Here is a 17,140-nt window from a genome sequence, read left to right on the forward strand (position 1 = left end):
GTAAAGCTTTAGGCACAGCGCGTACACGCTGTGCCTGCTACCGCAGGCTGTGGCTCTAGGGTTTGAGCTATCTGACTTAAGTCTGGATTTGTACCTCACGAATATGAGAAACGCTTATAAATAAACTCAACAAATTCGTGGTAATTGCTCTCCACTTAACATATCTAGAATACGCTTCGAGCCAATTGTATTTTTGAGAGTAACTAAATAATTTTTATCTTCAACTACTTTGCCGATAACTGCTGCATTTCGATCGGGACAATGCGATCGCATAATCTCTAAAGCGAGTTTGCGGTGTTTTTGGGGAATAAAAGCAACAAATCGACCTTCGTTAGCGACATAAAGGGGATCGAAACCAAGTAATTCGCAAGCTCCCTGCACTTCATCATTAACAGCAATTAAACTCTCATCAATTTCCATGCCAACTCGTGCCGCAGCAGCAATTTCATTTAAAATACTAGCCAGACCACCGCGAGTTATATCTCTCAGACAGTGAATTTCTACGTCGGCTGAAAGTAGCTTTAAAACTAATTCGGCTAATGGTGCAGAGTCACTTTCGATGGTAGTTTCAAACTCAAGTCCTTCTCTGACCGCCATAACTGCAATGCCATGACGTGCTAAATCTCCATTTAAGAGTATTAAATCCCCTGATTTGACTGTTTGCGGTGCGATCGCCAGATCGTGTTCGATAATTCCCACCCCAGTAGTATTAATATATATACCGTCGCCTTTACTTCTATCTACTACCTTGGTATCTCCAGTGACGATCTTTACTTTGGCTATTGCTGCGGCTTGCTGCATAGATCGCACCACTTGCCATAAAGTTTCTATTGGTAGACCTTCTTCTAAAATAAAGCTCGCGCTCAGGTATAGGGGACGCGCACCAGCCATTGCCAAATCGTTTACCGTACCGTAAACCGCCAGAGAACCAATGTCTCCACCAGGAAAAAATAACGGATTGACCACATAAGAGTCGGTGGTAAAAGCAATTTTGTTACCACTAAGCTGAAGCGTTGCCGCATCATGTTGAATACTATCTGTCGTTCCAAAAACAGCTAGAAACATTTGGATTAACTGCTGCATTAATTTCCCCCCACCACCATGAGCTAGTAAGATACGGGGATATTGCTGTAGGGGAATCGGACAGACAAGATCGAACTTTGGGCGATCGCTCATAAAATTAGTTTGTTTGCTCTTTGACCAATTAGTATGTTCCGCCAAGTACAAGTTGTGGCTGAGTCACTAGTCTTTTTAGAAACTATTTTAGGGGCTTTTGTTTTATTTTGGTTCTTAATTTTTGGTGATTTTGTTGGTGGGGATTTGATTTTTGCTGGAGTCACTCACACTTGTGCGATGGCAATATTACTTACCAAATTACCCTATAACAAAAGAGCGGTAAATACAGAAAATGTAGTTCTCTAAGTTAGGTTTAAACTCGATTACTATCTTTGAATAATTGTATAAAAATACTTCTGCAGCTATTGAACCAAGTTAGAATAGTAATAGTTAAATAAGTGAATATATTCGATCGCGATAAAATATTCAATAACTTTGTTTTTTTCAGCACTAAATACTTGAATTAAACATTGGTATGCAAAAATATAAAATAAAACGGGTGTAAATAGTTTTTCTTAGTTTACTTAAGTTTTGTTTGGTCGATTTAGCGATCTATTTTTAGAACCGAACTAACTACCAAGAATTCTTTTATCTATGTAATATTCGCTGGCGATCGCATAGATTCAAATTGCCAACTTTGATTATAGCTACTAAATTCGTTCTGCTAAATCATTTCTCTGCTGGTTAGCATTCTGGGGGAACGATAGTTATGAACATTAAATTTAATTCTGGAAAATTTCTGCTTGTTACTTTAGCGATCTCGCTCACAATCTCTAGTAGCATTAGCTGCGATCGCCAAACTCTCTCAGTCAAAGACTATAATACTTCTATTCCTATAGAACGAACTGGAATCAATGGAGAATACGATCCCAGTGGTTTGGCGAAAAGAGTGGCTAGAGCACTCGAACACGACGTTATTTTAAACGGAATATCTACCTTTTATGTCGCGCAGAATAATAACAAAATTATTATTAAAGGCACGATAGCAAATAAAACTTTTCTCGATAGATTAGTAACTGTCGCTAGTGATGTGCGCGGAGTTGGTGCAGTTGACGTTAGCCAAGTAGAAATTATCTCCCAAGTTCGATAAGAGTTTGCTTTTTTTAATAAGAGAAAAATTATTCACGAGTTTCTCAAATAATTTGCTTACTCTATCTAAGTTATTTTAAAAGATTGTCAAGGAAAAATTTCTGCTTGTACTAGTGACGGAGTTTACTTTATACGCATAGATAAATGTTAGCGAGAAGATCGCATTTATAGATCGATAGATCTTTTTTTGCCAGATGAATTCGAGCTACAAGAATAGCTTCGCTCATACATCCCCAGGTAAAAATTGCTATGAGGCTTAGTTGCTAGCCTTCTGGTTCGACGCTGCTGTGACTGGTATGCGAACTAACTGGCGATTGCTCGATCTCTCCTTCACAGTAACCCAAATCATACATACTAGCTGCTTGGGGATCGTGTTCTGGAGTTTGTTTGGGTTTTCCTTCCCAAGCATCAGCTTTTCCCTGGTTAATCCAATCTTCATCAGTCATGGGGTGAATTAAATTGTCGTTCATTTTAGATTTAATCCTTTTTCTAGAAAAATAACGAGCTACGGTTCGCGATTGGTGCGGTCTAGGTACTGATTGACTTTTCGATCCTTTGGTTCGGGATGCCAAATCATTGGTTTCATAACCTTTACCTCCATCAACTTTAATACTGTTCATATAGTTGTTTTTATCTACATTATAGCTGGAGTAAAACTTTGAATTCGTACGATGTAACCCCAATAACCAGAGCTTTTTTCTAGTAATTTCCAGCAGTATAACTTTACATTCAACTCCATAAAACTTATCGGTCGCACTGATAAATTATTAATTAAAATAAAGATACTAACTAGATAAATTAGCAAGCTTTTTAATGTGTGAAAGAGAAAAAGTTTACTTTAAAGAGCGAAAGTTTAGTGTGGAGTGAGAGTAATAAAAGTCAAGTTCTCGTTATCTTGCTGGAGTTTAAAGCTATGTTAAAGGGTTTTATTTTTTTAGGATTCATGATTTTCTTTCTTCTGTTTTGGCGTTGGGTGCTGTCAAATAATACGGATTGTCGTACTCCACCAGGACGCATCTAAAAGGAATAGAATCATTTTTTTTTTGATATTTGTTAATATATAGATACGAGTTTAGTTGATTGCATTTCGATCGCAACCTATGTAGTTACACTTTTTTAAAAGGTAATACTAAACCAAAAATGTGAAAAAACGATTGTAAACTGAAAAATGGACCAACTGTAGACTCGATTTTACCAAGGTTGAGGAGGAAACCTTGAACAACCAAATAGAAAACAGGTGACAGGGTGAGTTTATATAAACTCACCCTGTCTTATTGTATTAACTAATAATTTTAAAAAGTTAGTTAAAAGCACAATTACCTAATACTAAATTGCGATCGTTCTACGGCATGGCTTGGCTACGCGCTGTGTTGTGACGGTTAACAACAACTAAATCTCACAACTTTCTCAAACTTAGAAGCTAGCTTAAAAATACACCAGAAATGGTCTGTTTTTAATCGTCAGGGTAAATAAAATGAAAACTATCTTGCCTAATAGAAAAGAAGCAGGTCGCAGGTTAGCCAAACAACTTACTAGTTATGCCAATCATCCTCAAGCAATAGTATTAGGATTACCTCGTGGTGGCGTACCAGTAGCCCACGAACTTGCTAGAGAATTAAATCTACCTTTAGATGTTTGTCTGGTAAAAAAATTATGGCTACCCAATTTTTCCGAAACGGCAATAGGTGCGATCGCCGAAGATGCTTTAGTACATGACTACAGTGGCAACGTTGCCATTATTGATGAAAATACAACTCAAATTCATCAAGTTGCTTCCCAACAACTTAAAGCGATCGCAGCTAGAGAAAAAGCCGAGTTGAGGTGGCGCGATCGCTGTTACCGTAGCTTTCGTCCCATGCTCAAAGTTCGCGGTCGCATTATTATTCTGGTCGATGATGGTATGGCTACTGGCTGTACCATACACGCAGCCGTTACTGCCTTGCGTCAGCACCAGCCAGACAAAATCATTGTTGCCATTCCAGTGGCATCTTCAATGGCGATCGAACGCTCGAAATCTCAGGTAGATAAGGTTGTTTGTTTGCTTACACCAAAACATTTCCAGGCAATAGGCTTTAGTTACGAAAATTTTCCCACAATAACCGACTGCCAAGTATGCGATTTACTATCGCAAGAAACTCAGAAAAGTTTAGTTGCAACTTATTAAATTAACAGCTTTATTTTTGGAAGTATTACCAATGCCCAAACACCAAGACCGCCCCAGTAAATCGCCACAAGCCAGGCAATTAGGTTGGACTTTAATTGTCACCTCAACAATACTGATTTTGTTTAGCTTGTTTTTACCTGCAACCTCGCCACAGTCTCAACCTTACAGCAAGTTTATCGACTTAGTTCGAGCCGATCGCGTCGAGCGAGTACAAATTGGTTCCAATCGCATCGAATACGTTCTCAAAACGCAAGCAGTTGGCAACAAAACAGAGCAAGTTTATACTACGGTACCAGTAGCCCAGGATACGGAGTTACCCAAAATTCTCCGTCAGCATCAGGTAGAATTTTCGGCTACTCCTGTAAATGGTGGTATTTGTCACTCTTTACGGGATGAGCGATCGCTTGGGACCTATTGCTTTTGAAAAAATCCAGCAGCAGTTTCTTGAAGGTATAACCAACCCTCGTCGTCAAGTTAGCCCTCACATTGCCGAAACCATCGATCGCGAAGTTAAATTAGTTATTGATGGCGCGCACCAAGTTGCCCTAAAAATTCTGCAAGAAAACCAAGAACTTTTAGCAACCCTAGCTGGAATTCTCTTAGAACGTGAGACTTTAGAAGGAGAACAGCTGCGATCGATAAATTATTACCCCAGGAAATTACTTTGATTCATGGTCCTGGTTGTCCTGTTTGCGTTACCTCGGTAGATTTAATCGATAAAGCGATCGCAATTGCCGCGCTCTCAGAAGTTACGTTTTGCTCGTTTGGCGATATGCTGCGCGTACCTGGGAGTAACAGTAAAGATTTACTCTCGGTCAAAGCCTCGGGAGGAGATGTTAGAGTCGTTTATTCCCCCCTCGATGCTTTAAAGATCGCACTTCAAAACCCAGAACGACAAGTTGTGTTTTTTGCCGTAGGATTTGAAACTACGGTTCCGACAACGGCAATGGCGGTATATCAAGCTAAGCAGATGAAATTGGACAACTTTTTTTTACTGGTAGCTCACGTATTGGTACCGCCAGCAATGGAAATGATTTTAGCATCGCCCAATAACCGTGTTAGAGGATTTTTAGCGGCTGGTCATGTCTGCACGATAACGGGATATGAAGCATATTATCCTATAGCCAGGAAATATGGCGTACCAATTGTAGTTACTGGATTCGAGCCTGTAGATCTTCTTCAGGGAATTTATATGTGCGTCAGGCAACTAGAAGCAGGAAGTATGGAAGTTGAAAATCAGTACAGTCGTTCTGTTAGACTTCAAGGTAATAGAGCGGCACGGAAATTAGTTGCCCAAATATTTGAAACTGTTCCTCAGCAGTGGCGTGGCATGGGAACTATTGCTAATAGCGGTTTGAGACTGCGAGATGAATACGGTCAATTTGATGCCTTAGAAAATTTCCAGCTTGAAAATTCAACTACCAAGGAATCATCAAACTGTATTAGCGGCTCGATTTTGCAAGGCACAACAAAACCCCATCAGTGTCAAGCTTTTGGTACTAGCTGTACTCCAGAACACCCTTTAGGCGCGCCAATGGTATCTTCTGAAGGTGCTTGTGCTGCTTATTATCGTTATCGGCAATTAGTCAGTAATTAGTAGGTGGTGAATTATGATTTTAGTCTTTAAGTTTGTAGCGATCGCCAAGTAGAGCTACAGATTTCTTCAAAAGTAGTGCGAGAATGGCAAAAAGCTATCTGCTTCGCTCTTAGTTGCGATCTGCATTATCCAATCGCTTTTACAAAAATATCTTTTTTATCTATCTAAAACATCGTAGCGATTTAGCTGACGAACAATGGAAAGTAATCAAAACTCGGATGTGAGTCTATAGATTGTATCAATAGATTGTATCAATCTTCAAATGTCGATCTTCTTTCTTCAAAAGCAGCGATCGCCGTATGTAAAGTAGGGTAAATATGTTCGGCTGAATTATTTTTAAGAAACTTGGCTCGTTTGAGTTCCAGATATAAATCCTGTTTAACTCGCGTCATTACAAAAACTATGTTTTTCGCAGCTAGTTCATTTCTCAGTTCCGATAGCATATCGATAGCAGTGATATCGATTTCTACATTGGCTTCCATGTTCAGCACGAACCATTCAACGGGATGTAGTTCTGCTTCAATAGCTTCGAGCGATCGCCGTTTGAAGTTCTCGGCATTGGCAAAACACAAAGGCGCATCGTAACGATAAATTACCAAACCAGGTACTGTCTTCGCTCCTTCCCAATCGTCGATATCGTGAAATCCTGCCAAACTGGGAACCGTACCTAAAACCGCATCGTGGGGACGGGCAACTCTAGAAAATAACTCAATTACCGACAAACTAACCGCAATCCCCACACCAACTAAAATATCAGTTATCAATACTGCTAGCGTCGTAGCGATCGCTAAAATAAACTCACTACGGCGGAATTTATATAGCCTGATAAATTCTTCAACTTCAATTAATTTGGTAGCAGCATAGATAACGATTGCACCCAAAGCAGCATTGGGAAACAGTGCCAGTATCGGACGCAGAAACAATAGCACCAAAATTACTGCCACCATTGCCACCAGAGAAAATAGCTGACTTTTACTCCCCAAAGAATCGCCAATGACGGTACGACTACCGCTACTACTGATAGGAAACCCCTGCATCAAGCCGTTACCAAAATTAGCCACCCCCAAAGCCAAGAGTTCTTGATTGGCATCGATTTTATAGTTATTGCGATTGGCAAAAGCTCTAGCCGTCAGTACGTTATCGGAATAACCGACGATGGATATGCCTATGGCAGAAGCAACTAGAGTACCCAGATCGTTTAACGATACTTGAGGAATAGCAAAGCCAGGCAAACCCGCAGGTATTTCTCCTACGATTGCCACACCGCGAGTATCGAGTTTGAAAATAGCTACTGCTATTGTGGACAGTAAAACAGCGATTAAAGGTATGGGTGCATTAGGAAAGCGACGCTGAAAGCCAAACAAAAATACCAAAACCAAGATGCTTAAAATTAGCGTGGGAGAATGAGCTTGCTGTAGCTTACCGATAAATTCGCCAACCTGACTGAAAAAAGCGTCGGTTTCGATTTCAATTTTGCCAATCTTGCCTAGTTGTCCCCCTATCATAATTAGGGCAATGCCAGCCATATAACCAATTAAAACGGGTTTGGAGAGTAAATCGGCTAAAAAACCCAATCTGGCAAAATAGCTAACAATACAGATAACGCCCATAATTATTGCTAGTAAAGCAGCAAGGCTAATGTAGGTTTCGCTTCTAGCTGCGGCTAAAGGTGCTATTGCTACGGCTGTCATCACGGCGGTACTAGATTCGGGACCGATAGAAAGCTGTGGCGAAGAGCCAAATACTGCATAAATAACCATCGGCGGTAAAATCGCCCATAACCCTGCTACTGGTTCGACTCCTGCTAATTCTCCATATGCCATACATTGCGGTATTAAATAAGCTGCCACCGTCAAACCCGCTAATACATCGCCCCGCAACCATTCCCGACGATAAGAAAGCAATTGTTTTAAACTCGGTAGCGCAACAGCATTCAATCTACGGGACTGGGCTTTGGTCATGGGGCGATCGCTGGTTGTTCAATCAATAAAATGTATCATAGCTTACCAAAGCTCATTAATTTTGGTTTTAAGACAATTACTTGAAGTTGGCGCGGCATAAACTAAGCTAATAACTAAGAACGCCATTGGCTGTAATGATTTGAGAAATTTCCCCTATCTTTTTCGCTTAACAAAGTCCCAGAAGTTGCATTTAAAAGACCGCTAACCAAATCTAATTTGTTCTCCTGTTAACTTTGGTATTCCAACTGCTAACAGAGATTCTAAAGCCTCACGAATACGTTGGGCATCGGGGGGACAGCCAGGAAGATAGAGATCTACGGTTACTACCGTATGGACTGGCTGCACTTGGTCTAACAAAGTTGGAACTATTTCTGGTTCGTGGGGTATTTGGTTCTGAATGTCGGCAGCTTCCTGGTAGCAACGCTGAAGTACAGACTCAGTATCGCCAACCAGATTTCGCATTGCAGTAACATTACCAGTAACCGCACAGTCGCCGAAAGAAACTAAAATTTTAGAGCGATCGCGCACGCTTTTTATCAGTTCTAAATTATCCTCGTTAGCTACCGCACCTTCTACTAAGACTAGATCGACCCCTTCGGGATATTCTTTGACATCGGCAAAAGGACTATAAACCAAATCTACTCTAGCAGCTAGCTCGAACAGCCATTCATCTAAATCTAAAAAAGACATGTGACAGCCAGAACAGCTGCCAAGCCATACGGTTGCGAGTTTTAATTTGTTCATTGTCAATGGTTAGTGATTAACAGGCAAGTTGAAAACCAGAGAGAAGTTGTTTGAACTCCAGATTTTTGACAGCTACTTCGTGCCATTCTTTGACTACTGTCATTGGTTTCGGTAATGGTAGCGATCGCAGGTGCGGTCGTTAAATGGGCGATAATTAAAAATAGAATTAGAGTAGCGATCGCCAAAGTAATTCCCCATTCAAGATCCTGTAAGATATGACGCAACATTTGGTTTATCTCCCAAATCGAAATTATCGACTAATCACTAACTACTAACTTTGAACCAGCCATTCTCCTTTCTTCCTCGCAGTAGTAATAAACTCCAGCTTGGTTCTTTCTTTGGTCATTTCTCCTACCGTCGAACCTCTAGCAAAAATTGCTCCCGTCGGACAAGCCATAAGACATTTACCGCAGGAGGTGCAGCTGTCGGCACTACCCCAAGGACGATCTAAATCGGTAATTACATTAGAATTATGTCCCCTACCTGCCATATCCCAGGTGTGTGCGCCCTCTATTTCATCGCAGACTCTAATGCAGCGCGTACACAACACACAGCGATTGCGATCGATACCAAAGCGAGCGTGGGATAAATCTACGCTACGCTGGGGAAACTGATAGGCTAAACTAACGTGTTCCATACCCATTTCTACCGCCAAATCTTGTAACTCGCAGTTGCCGTTAGCCACACAGACGGCACAGATATGATTGCCTTCGGCAAACAGCAGTTCGATAATAGTGCGACGGTACTTTTGCAAACGTTCGGTGTTAGTCTGAATCTCCATCCCTTCAGCTACTTTGGTAACGCAAGCAGGTTGAAGCTTGTTGCTACCAGCAATTTCCACCAGGCACAAGCGACAGGCACCAACTTCCGATACTCCTTCTAAATAACAGAGAGTAGGAATGTGAATACCCGCATCCCTCGCAGCCTCTAAAATAGTTTCAGATTCTCTAGCACTAACAAGGCGATCGTTAATAGTTAAGGTTTTGACTGCCACTGTAACTAAGGTTTGTCTTTTGTTTTGTAACTATTGATAGACCAACAATTTGAGAAAGTTGTGAAGCTTTTAGGCAATAACTAACTGAATTTTGCCCGCTCGATGGACGATTGAAAAAATTCCCAGTATTTATCCGTACCGAACCACCACCCCGCGCTTATTTTTGCAGGGATAGTATAACCATCAAAAGTTTTTTCTTCTCTTGTTTCTCCCCCAAAGGTAATATATTGCCAATTACTATCTTCGGTTTTGTCTCCCCAACGTGGCAAAGATAACTTGAGTAAACTGCCATCAGAAGCAATAGTCAACGTTAAGTTTATAGGCTCGTTATCGATCTTGAAATTAGCTTGAATAATATTATCGGCGATCGCCTGCCAAGCTACATTATGCTGTGGTAACAATGCCGACGGTAGCCAAATATACTCTGCCCCCATTCTTCCTACGGCAGAGCGATCGATATTTTTATTTTGGGCATTGACTAACGGCAGCAAACCCCACAAAAAAAATCTCATTCTGCCTTTACTTTGACTGTAGTAATCCGCACCGCTAAAGCTCATGCTTGCTTTGCCTATACTTGCCTTCCAAACGAAACCAGGAGGAGTAGTAGAAATAATTTGTGAAGCATTCATTGGTAGCCAGTCTGCATCTGGTTTGAGGCAAAAACTACCACTCATTTCTAGTTCTACACAAGCAGCTATAGGCGTTCCAGGTGCGATCGCGTGTAAGAAATATCTTCGTACTGGTTCATCTAAGTCTGCAACCATGTCTGGAGTAAAGACTGCATTTGTAGGCTGAGACTTAAGAGAACGCCAGATTTTATTAACCGAGCGATTGTATTTAACGCTAATTACTAAGAAAATCGAACATCCAACAATAGCAATTGCAACAATAACTAATATAATTTTCATATAGAGTCACAAATTACAAACCACTAACGACTAACCTTCACAACATCCTCAAAATATTTTACTAAACCTGTAAATGTAAGCTTCAAATCACTACGTAAAAATTTTGGAGGTTAACTATGACAATAAAAAGAAGAAAAGAAAACCGAAGTCAAAGACAAAAAATACTTTCACTCTGAATTTCATTACGGTAAGTTTGAGAGGGTTATTCCACTGCCTATGACTATTAAAACCGATGAAATTAAATCAAACTTTAAAAAAGGTGTTTTAACTCTTACTTTACCCAAAGTAAAAGATGCACCGAAAAAATCGGTGAAAGTCAATCTAAATAATAGTCATTAGTTGGTAGTTGGTGGTTATAACTATCAGTGTCCCGAAGTATGCAATATATACTGTGCTACAGCCAATCCTGTAGAAGTAATTGTGGCTGAAAATCAACAAGGACGAGGAATTATGGGGGTAATCGATGGCTTTGCTCCCAAAGGCGTAGAAGGGAAACAAGATATCCAAACCCGTCACAGTTTATTGCGTCAGATTGGATACGAGTTATAAGCCTTGTTCGGCAGGAGATATCCATTATGACTGATGCGAAAGAAATTCTTAAAGAAATGTGCCAGAGATATCAGGATGCAGTTAACGCTAACGATTCCCAGATATATCGCCAGCTATTTGCTACAGACGCGATTAGAATTCCTCCAGGAGCTATGCCAGAACATGGTGTAGATGAGATTGCCAAAAGCGAGCAAAAGGACTATGACGTTGCTAAATGGACTGTCAAAGTGACACCTGTTGATGCCCTAATGATTGGCGAGAAATGGGTTTACGGAATTGCTCATGGTGATGTTCGTACTGTTGCTCGCGCTGATGGTGCGACAAAATCATTCCAAACCACTAAGACCTGGCTTTTTCACCAAGAAGACTCAGGAAAATGGTCGATTGTAAGACAGATCTGGAATCTCAAATAATTTACCAGAGGTAGAAAATGATGAATGTAGTTCGTCATACAAATGCGGGTAAGCTATCGAGACTTAGATTCCTCTTGGAAGAGACTAATCCATAAATAATTATGAAACAAGGTTTGAGTTTGAAGATTCAGGGGGCAGTTCAAGGTGTGGGGTTTCGCCCCTTTATCTATCGGTTGGCAACAGAACTAAGATTGACGGGATGGGTGAATAACTCTTCTGAAGGAGTAGCTGTAGAAATTGAAGGAGAACGATCGCAGCTTAAAACATTTTTAGCTCGTCTCAAATCTCAATCACCTCCCCTATCTAATATTCAAAATGTAGTTAGTTCTCAGCATACTCCTATCGGCTATCAAGAATTTACCATTAAATCTAGTTCGATGGGAGCAAAAACAGCCTCGATCTTGCCCGATCTTGCTACCTGTGCTGAATGTCGGCAAGAAATTTTCGACCCTACTAATTATCGCTATCGCTATCCTTTTATTAACTGTACTAACTGCGGTTCTCGTTTTAGCATTATTAGAGCCTTGCCTTACGATCGCTCTAATACGACAATGCAGCAGTTTGCAATGTGCGATCGCTGTTTGGCAGAATATCAAAATCCTTCAAACCGCCGTTTTCATGCCCAACCTAATGCCTGTCCTGAATGTGGACCTCATTTAGAACTATGGGATAGACAGGGTAACACATTAGCAACCCATCATGAAGCATTACTAGCTACTGCCGAAGCTATTCGCCAGGGGAAAATTATGGCTATTAAAGGATTAGGCGGATTTCATTTAGTAGTCGATGCAGCTAATGAAACAGCAGTTCAAAAATTGCGCGATCGCAAGCATCGTCCCTACAAACCTTTGGCGTTGATGTATCCCAATCTGGAACGGATTAAAACAGACTGTCATGTATCTTTTTTAGAAGAAAAGTTACTTTTATCTCCTAAAGCTCCCATCGTTTTATTAAAAAAACACAATTATGCTTGCGAATGGGTTGCACCTCATAACTCTTATTTGGGAGTGATGTTGCCCTATACTCCTCTACATCATTTATTAATGAACGAACTCGACTTTCCTATCGTGGCAACCAGCGGTAACTTTAGTGGCGAACCAATTTGTATCGATAATCGAGAAGCATTAATTAAATTAGAGCGAATTGCCGACTTGTTTTTAGTTCACAATCGCCCTATCGTTCGTCCCGTTGATGATTCAATCGTGCGAGTAGTAGGGGGTAGAGAACAAATCCTCAGACGCGCAAGAGGTTATGCACCTTTGCCAATATTTCCTTCCCCAATCTCGATCGATGTAGAGCAAAACAAACAATTGCTTGCCGTAGGAGGATATCTAAAAAATGCGATCGCTTTTACCAAAGATAATCGGCTATTTCTCAGTCAATACATCGGCGACTTAGAGACATTGGCTACTTACGAGCGATTTCAACAGACGATAAATGACTTTCAAAGCCTATACGAATTAAAACCAACTCAAGTTATTTGCGATCGCCATCCTCATTATCTTTCTACTAACTATGCCCAGAAACTAAATATTCCTGTATCCTCGGTACAACACCATTATGCTCATGTTCTTTCCTGCATGGTAGATAATGGCTTAGATTTAAACGAACCCGTATTGGGGGTGGCTTGGGACGGTACGGGATATGGCTTAGACGGTACGATTTGGGGAGGAGAGTTTTTAAGCATTACCGATACTGGTTTTAAAAGAGTGGCTTGTTTGCGAACCTTTCGCCTACCTGGAGGGGAACGGGCAATTAAAGAACCAACCAGAATTGCGATCGCTTTGCTCTACGAAATTTTTGGCGATTTTTTATTTACCAATACTAATTGCTTTAATTATTTACCTTGGTTTAAAGCATTGACCGAGGGAGAATTGAAGAACTTTCGCACTGTGCTAGATAAAAATATCAATGTACCGATAACTTCTAGTATGGGACGTTTGTTCGACGGCATGGCTGCGATTTTGTCAATTTGTCAGCAAGTTAGCTACGAAGGACAAGCAGCGATAGAATTAGAATCGGCGATCGCCGATTTAAATACTGAAGAGACTTATAGTTTTGAATTAATTCAACCTGCCAAACCTACTAGCGATTGCTCGATAATTATTGACTGGAAACCAATTGTCCGAGGAATTTTGATTGACGTTGCCAACAAGAGAGCAAAATCTAAAATATCTGCTAAGTTTCACAACACCTTAGTTGAAATGATAATTGCTGTTGCCAAACAAGTTAAGCAAAAACAGATATTACTTACGGGTGGTTGTTGGCAAAATAAATATTTAACCGAAAGAGCGATCGCTAGATTGAAGCAAGAAGATTTTATTCCGTACTGGCATCACGGTATTCCTTGTAACGATGGTGGTATTGCTGTCGGTCAAATAGCTGCCTCACTAAGACGATAATTTCGAGCCTTAATTCACTAAAGCTAGATAATCTTAAAGATCTCACAAGCATTTTCCTCGTATGCTAACTATTAACTATCAACCTTCAAAATCATCACAATTTCTTCAAGCTAATTACTTATCTTAAGATTGAGAGCGATATATCTAGAGGTATGACATGGTTGCCACAGTTGACTATTCTATCGATGAAATCAAACAAGAAGCCCGTCAACTAGTAGAACGAGGAATTATCGATCGCCACCAGCCAATCTGCATTCTTTGTGAATTTATTCCTCCCAGAGAATGGATTTGTGCCGAATGTGAACTAGAAAGAAACGATTATTTGTTGCGCGATCGCATTTGCGATTTGTTGTGCCAAGAAGAGTGGCAAGAAGATTGAAAATCGGTAGAGAGAGGACTTTATGTGTTTGGCGGTACCTGGCAAAATTATTTCTATCGACGATAGCGATGCCACTTTGAGAATGGGCAGAGTTAGCTTTGGGGGAATTATCAAACAAGTTAGCCTCGCCTATGTCCCTGAAGCTAAAGTTGGCGATTATGCGATCGTTCATGCTGGTTTTGCTTTGAGTATTCTCGATCGCCAAGCGGCAGAAGAAACCCTAAACTACATTCGGCAACTAAGCACTAATAATTAGTTGCGATCGCAACTTCCTCAAGTTTTTGGTTTAGTTTTAAGTTTATTGATATCTGGCTAGTGCCATCTTTGAAAATGGTTAAACCAGGAGAAGATTATGTTTGAGAAAATTTTGGTTGCTTTGGATCGTTCGTCAGAAGCGACGGCAGTTTTTGAGTTTGCTTTATCTGTAGCCCAACCACAAACTAGTCAGATGTTGCTAGTGCATTTTATCGATTGGGAGATGCAGGAAATATCTCCTTGGGTTGGTTTGGGAACTCTATATGACATTGACGTTGCTGGCGAGCGATATGAATGGAGTCACCAACGTCTACAAAAAGAAATAGAACAGTGTAAGAGTTGGCTAGAAAGTTATACGCAAAAAGCAAGCTCTCTGGAAATTGACTGTAAAGCTGAATGCCAAGTAGGTAATTGCAATATTGGTATTGTCAATCGCGCTAAAGAGTGGGGTGCAGATTTAATTGTTATCGGTCGCAGGGGTCATAAAAATATCTCGGAAATACTTTTAGGTAGCGTCAGCAACTATGTAATTCATCATGCTTCCTGTACGGTTTTAGTGGTTCAGGGAACTAAAGCATCGGAAACAGATGAAGTAAATCGAACTACGGAAGTTATTAGTTAGCAGGAGAAATAATAATGACTAGAATCAATCCGATAAACTATCGAGAAAAAATCATCGCTTTGTGGACGGTGTTTCTGTTGGGAACTCTGTTTCATACTCAGTTAGCCTTAATGCCCTTGTTTCATGGGATCGACGTAGCGATTGTGGGACACCATCACCAGCAAACAGCAACTATGGCAGAAATCGCACCTATTTTATGGGGAATGCTAATCTTTTTTGTCTTGCCCATTATCGCAATTGTGGCTACGGCATTTTATGAATCGAAATCTTATCGAAAGCTCCATTTTGGTTTGACGATAGTTTATACGGTTTTAAATTTCTTTCATGCGATCGCCGATTTATTGGTTATACCTGTTGCCTGGTATCAGATTGCTCTAATGGTGCTGTTGTTGGCAATCGGCATCTTACTAAATCTAGTTGCCTATCAATGGTTGCGAATTGCTTCTGGTCGTCTTCCCCAATACCATCAAATCAAAGCTAATTAAATGTCATATTCTATTCATTTATTATTCCTAGAGAAATCCTCACGGCTTCTTCAAACTATTAGCTTATGTTGAAAATAAAGCAGCATAGCCAATTCAACTAAGGAAGGTGAGTCTCATGGTCAACACTCACAAAAATTCTCTCAAGTCGAATCACAAACACCTCAAACGCAAAGTTCGATTGAGACAGCAAATGGATTGGGGAACTCCTCAAGTACCCCTACGTAAAGTAAAACAGCAACAACAGCACGAACTACTAAGCGACTGGGAACATGCTTCTTAGAAATTATTAACCCTAACTGAGATAGATACCCAGAGAACGTGCAGTTTGTACTAAAAAACTATTGGGATTTACAGGACTGGGACATTTACCAAGCCGATGAGCTTCTTTTATATGGGTTACTACTATATCCAGCGAGCAACTTTGTACTTCGCCATTTTGCCATACTACAAGTTGGTTATAGTTTTCCTCTGCAATTAAATCTACAGCTTTTTTAGCAAAACTAGCAGCTAGCAGGCGATCGTAAGATGAAGGCGTACCACTGCGTTGAACATGACCCAAAACCGTGCCTCGCGTTTCAATTCGAGCTAAATCACAAAATTCAGGCTTGCCTGTCAAACAAAGTTTATGACTAGTTGTGTCAATTTGTCGGGCTAAATAATCGCTAATATATTTCTCTTTTTGTCCCGCTTCATTTTTGACTCCCTCTGCAACGACAATAAGGGCAAACTTGCGTCCTTCCCTCCGTAGCTTAGCAATGCGAATACAAATATCATTAACTAAAGTAGCGTCGATTTTGGGTGTGAGTTCGGGAATTAAAATAATGTCAGCACCACCAGCAATACCAGAACGCAGGGCTAAATGACCCGCATTGCGTCCCATAACTTGAACTATCATAGTGCGATCGTGACTGGCAGCAGTAAAGGTAAGATCGTAGAGGGCAGAAGTTACTTTATCTACTGCCGTATCGAATCCAATCGATCTATCGGTAAAGGGTACGTCGTTATCGATAGTTTTGGGAATGGCAATGATGTTCCATTGTCCCTGCTGCGCCAGATCGTAGATAATATCCAGACTGCCATCTCCTCCTACAGCTATTAAAGCATCGAGTTGTAAATCTCGATAACCTTGTATAATAGTTTGGGCGATCGCCATATCGTCAGAATTGCCTTTACTTAAAGAGCCTAAGATACTGCCACTGAGAAATTGTAAAATATCTATTCCATGTAGAAATCCTGGCAAATCATAACCGTGTTCTTTTAGTATCAAATCGTCAGAGTGGCATTTTCCCCGTTTTAGTCTCAAAAAACCATCGGTACCATAGGGAATGCCATATACTTCCCATCCTTTCTGACTGGCACATTTGACCGCCGCCCGAATAATAGCATTTAAGCCAGGACAGTCACCTCCACTAGTAAGAATTCCGATTTTTTTATTCATATTAATTTGGTTGACTTGAATTGG

18 protein-coding genes and 5 pseudogenes are annotated in these 17,140 nt (G+C 40.6%); 15 read left to right on the forward strand and 8 right to left on the reverse strand.

Annotation, left to right across the window (positions count from 1 at the left end):
* Positions 1-126: 126 nt before the first annotated feature.
* Positions 127-1,176, reverse strand: coding sequence for a hydrogenase expression/formation protein HypE (gene hypE / locus KV40_RS03040; RefSeq protein WP_036477869.1), 1,050 nt, complete (start codon positions 1,174-1,176; stop codon positions 127-129).
* 24 nt (positions 1,177-1,200) lie between these two features.
* Here hypE and KV40_RS03045 point away from each other — a divergent pair.
* Positions 1,201-1,422: pseudogene (locus KV40_RS03045) on the forward strand (hypothetical protein); the annotation flags it as partial.
* Positions 1,423-1,825: 403 nt separating this feature from the next.
* On the forward strand, positions 1,826-2,206 hold the full coding sequence (locus KV40_RS03050; protein ID WP_052055302.1) for a hypothetical protein: 381 nt from the start codon (positions 1,826-1,828) through the stop codon (positions 2,204-2,206).
* 262 nt (positions 2,207-2,468) lie between these two features.
* On the opposite strand, the gene KV40_RS36550 is transcribed toward KV40_RS03050, so the two are convergent.
* On the reverse strand, positions 2,469-2,825 hold the full coding sequence (locus KV40_RS36550) for a hypothetical protein (RefSeq protein ID WP_253274149.1): 357 nt from the start codon (positions 2,823-2,825) through the stop codon (positions 2,469-2,471).
* Between the two features lie 854 nt (positions 2,826-3,679).
* Here KV40_RS36550 and KV40_RS03065 point away from each other — a divergent pair.
* From KV40_RS03065 to hypD, 4 genes and pseudogenes are all read left to right on the forward strand, one after another.
* Entirely contained in the window at positions 3,680-4,369 is a 690-nt protein-coding gene (locus KV40_RS03065) for a phosphoribosyltransferase (protein ID WP_036477874.1), read from the forward strand.
* 31 nt (positions 4,370-4,400) lie between these two features.
* A complete protein-coding gene (locus tag KV40_RS03070; RefSeq protein ID WP_081942742.1) occupies positions 4,401-4,793 on the forward strand; it encodes an ATP-dependent metallopeptidase FtsH/Yme1/Tma family protein in 393 nt (130 codons plus the stop codon).
* Positions 4,744-5,037 (forward strand): annotated as a pseudogene (locus KV40_RS03075) (cell division protein FtsH); the annotation flags it as partial. The gene KV40_RS03070 and the pseudogene KV40_RS03075, both read left to right, overlap by 50 nt.
* Positions 5,004-5,966, forward strand: a pseudogene (hypD, locus tag KV40_RS03080) (hydrogenase formation protein HypD); the annotation flags it as partial. The pseudogenes KV40_RS03075 and hypD, both read left to right, overlap by 34 nt.
* Positions 5,967-6,217: 251 nt before the next feature.
* Here the strand turns inward: hypD and KV40_RS03085 are convergent.
* The 5 genes from KV40_RS03085 to KV40_RS03105 all read right to left on the reverse strand — a co-directional run bounded on the left by KV40_RS03085 (position 6,218) and on the right by KV40_RS03105 (position 10,573).
* On the reverse strand, positions 6,218-7,927 hold the full coding sequence (locus tag KV40_RS03085; RefSeq protein WP_036477882.1) for a solute carrier family 26 protein: 1,710 nt from the start codon (positions 7,925-7,927) through the stop codon (positions 6,218-6,220).
* Between the two features lie 201 nt (positions 7,928-8,128).
* Entirely contained in the window at positions 8,129-8,671 is a 543-nt protein-coding gene (locus KV40_RS03090) for an oxidoreductase (RefSeq protein WP_036477885.1), read from the reverse strand.
* Positions 8,672-8,673: 2 nt separating this feature from the next.
* The gene (locus KV40_RS03095; RefSeq protein WP_036477887.1) at positions 8,674-8,898 is read right to left on the reverse strand and encodes a hypothetical protein; all 225 of its coding nucleotides are present in this window, start codon (positions 8,896-8,898) and stop codon (positions 8,674-8,676) included.
* A gap of 44 nt (positions 8,899-8,942) precedes the next feature.
* Positions 8,943-9,665 (reverse strand): bidirectional hydrogenase complex protein HoxU, encoded by a 723-nt coding sequence (gene hoxU / locus KV40_RS03100; RefSeq protein WP_036477889.1) that lies wholly within the window; start codon positions 9,663-9,665, stop codon positions 8,943-8,945.
* An 80-nt stretch (positions 9,666-9,745) separates the two neighbouring features.
* Positions 9,746-10,573 carry a DUF6544 family protein gene (locus KV40_RS03105; protein WP_036477892.1) on the reverse strand — a complete coding sequence of 276 codons (828 nt, stop codon included), beginning with the start codon at positions 10,571-10,573 and terminating at the stop codon, positions 9,746-9,748.
* A 144-nt stretch (positions 10,574-10,717) separates the two neighbouring features.
* On the opposite strand from KV40_RS03105, the pseudogene KV40_RS34035 reads away from it, so the two are divergent.
* The 9 genes and pseudogenes from KV40_RS34035 to KV40_RS35595 form a co-directional block, all read left to right on the forward strand.
* Positions 10,718-10,912, forward strand: a pseudogene (locus KV40_RS34035) (Hsp20/alpha crystallin family protein); the annotation flags it as partial.
* Between the two features lie 24 nt (positions 10,913-10,936).
* Positions 10,937-11,122: pseudogene (locus KV40_RS03115) on the forward strand (adenosine-specific kinase); the annotation flags it as partial.
* 26 nt (positions 11,123-11,148) lie between these two features.
* Positions 11,149-11,535: a DUF4440 domain-containing protein gene (locus KV40_RS03120; protein ID WP_036477895.1), complete on the forward strand. Its 387-nt coding sequence runs from the start codon at positions 11,149-11,151 to the stop codon at positions 11,533-11,535.
* A 101-nt stretch (positions 11,536-11,636) separates the two neighbouring features.
* On the forward strand, positions 11,637-13,937 hold the full coding sequence (gene hypF, locus KV40_RS03125; RefSeq protein ID WP_036477898.1) for a carbamoyltransferase HypF: 2,301 nt from the start codon (positions 11,637-11,639) through the stop codon (positions 13,935-13,937).
* A 157-nt stretch (positions 13,938-14,094) separates the two neighbouring features.
* Complete coding sequence (locus KV40_RS03130) at positions 14,095-14,316, forward strand: DUF4327 family protein (protein WP_036477901.1); 222 nt, start codon at positions 14,095-14,097, stop codon at positions 14,314-14,316.
* A gap of 22 nt (positions 14,317-14,338) precedes the next feature.
* Complete coding sequence (locus KV40_RS03135) at positions 14,339-14,572, forward strand: HypC/HybG/HupF family hydrogenase formation chaperone (protein ID WP_036477904.1); 234 nt, start codon at positions 14,339-14,341, stop codon at positions 14,570-14,572.
* A gap of 96 nt (positions 14,573-14,668) precedes the next feature.
* Positions 14,669-15,193 (forward strand): universal stress protein, encoded by a 525-nt coding sequence (locus KV40_RS03140; RefSeq protein ID WP_052055303.1) that lies wholly within the window; start codon positions 14,669-14,671, stop codon positions 15,191-15,193.
* 23 nt (positions 15,194-15,216) lie between these two features.
* Complete coding sequence (locus KV40_RS03145) at positions 15,217-15,678, forward strand: hypothetical protein (RefSeq protein ID WP_371260765.1); 462 nt, start codon at positions 15,217-15,219, stop codon at positions 15,676-15,678.
* A gap of 115 nt (positions 15,679-15,793) precedes the next feature.
* Positions 15,794-15,958, forward strand: coding sequence for a hypothetical protein (locus tag KV40_RS35595; RefSeq protein ID WP_172657221.1), 165 nt, complete (start codon positions 15,794-15,796; stop codon positions 15,956-15,958).
* A 12-nt stretch (positions 15,959-15,970) separates the two neighbouring features.
* Here the strand turns inward: KV40_RS35595 and KV40_RS03150 are convergent, their stop codons facing one another.
* A complete protein-coding gene (locus tag KV40_RS03150; protein ID WP_036477912.1) occupies positions 15,971-17,116 on the reverse strand; it encodes an ATP-dependent 6-phosphofructokinase in 1,146 nt (381 codons plus the stop codon).
* Between the last annotated feature and the right edge of the window lie 24 nt (positions 17,117-17,140).

The sequence above is a fragment of the Myxosarcina sp. GI1 genome (assembly GCF_000756305.1).
GTDB lineage: Bacteria > Cyanobacteriota > Cyanobacteriia > Cyanobacteriales > Xenococcaceae > Myxosarcina.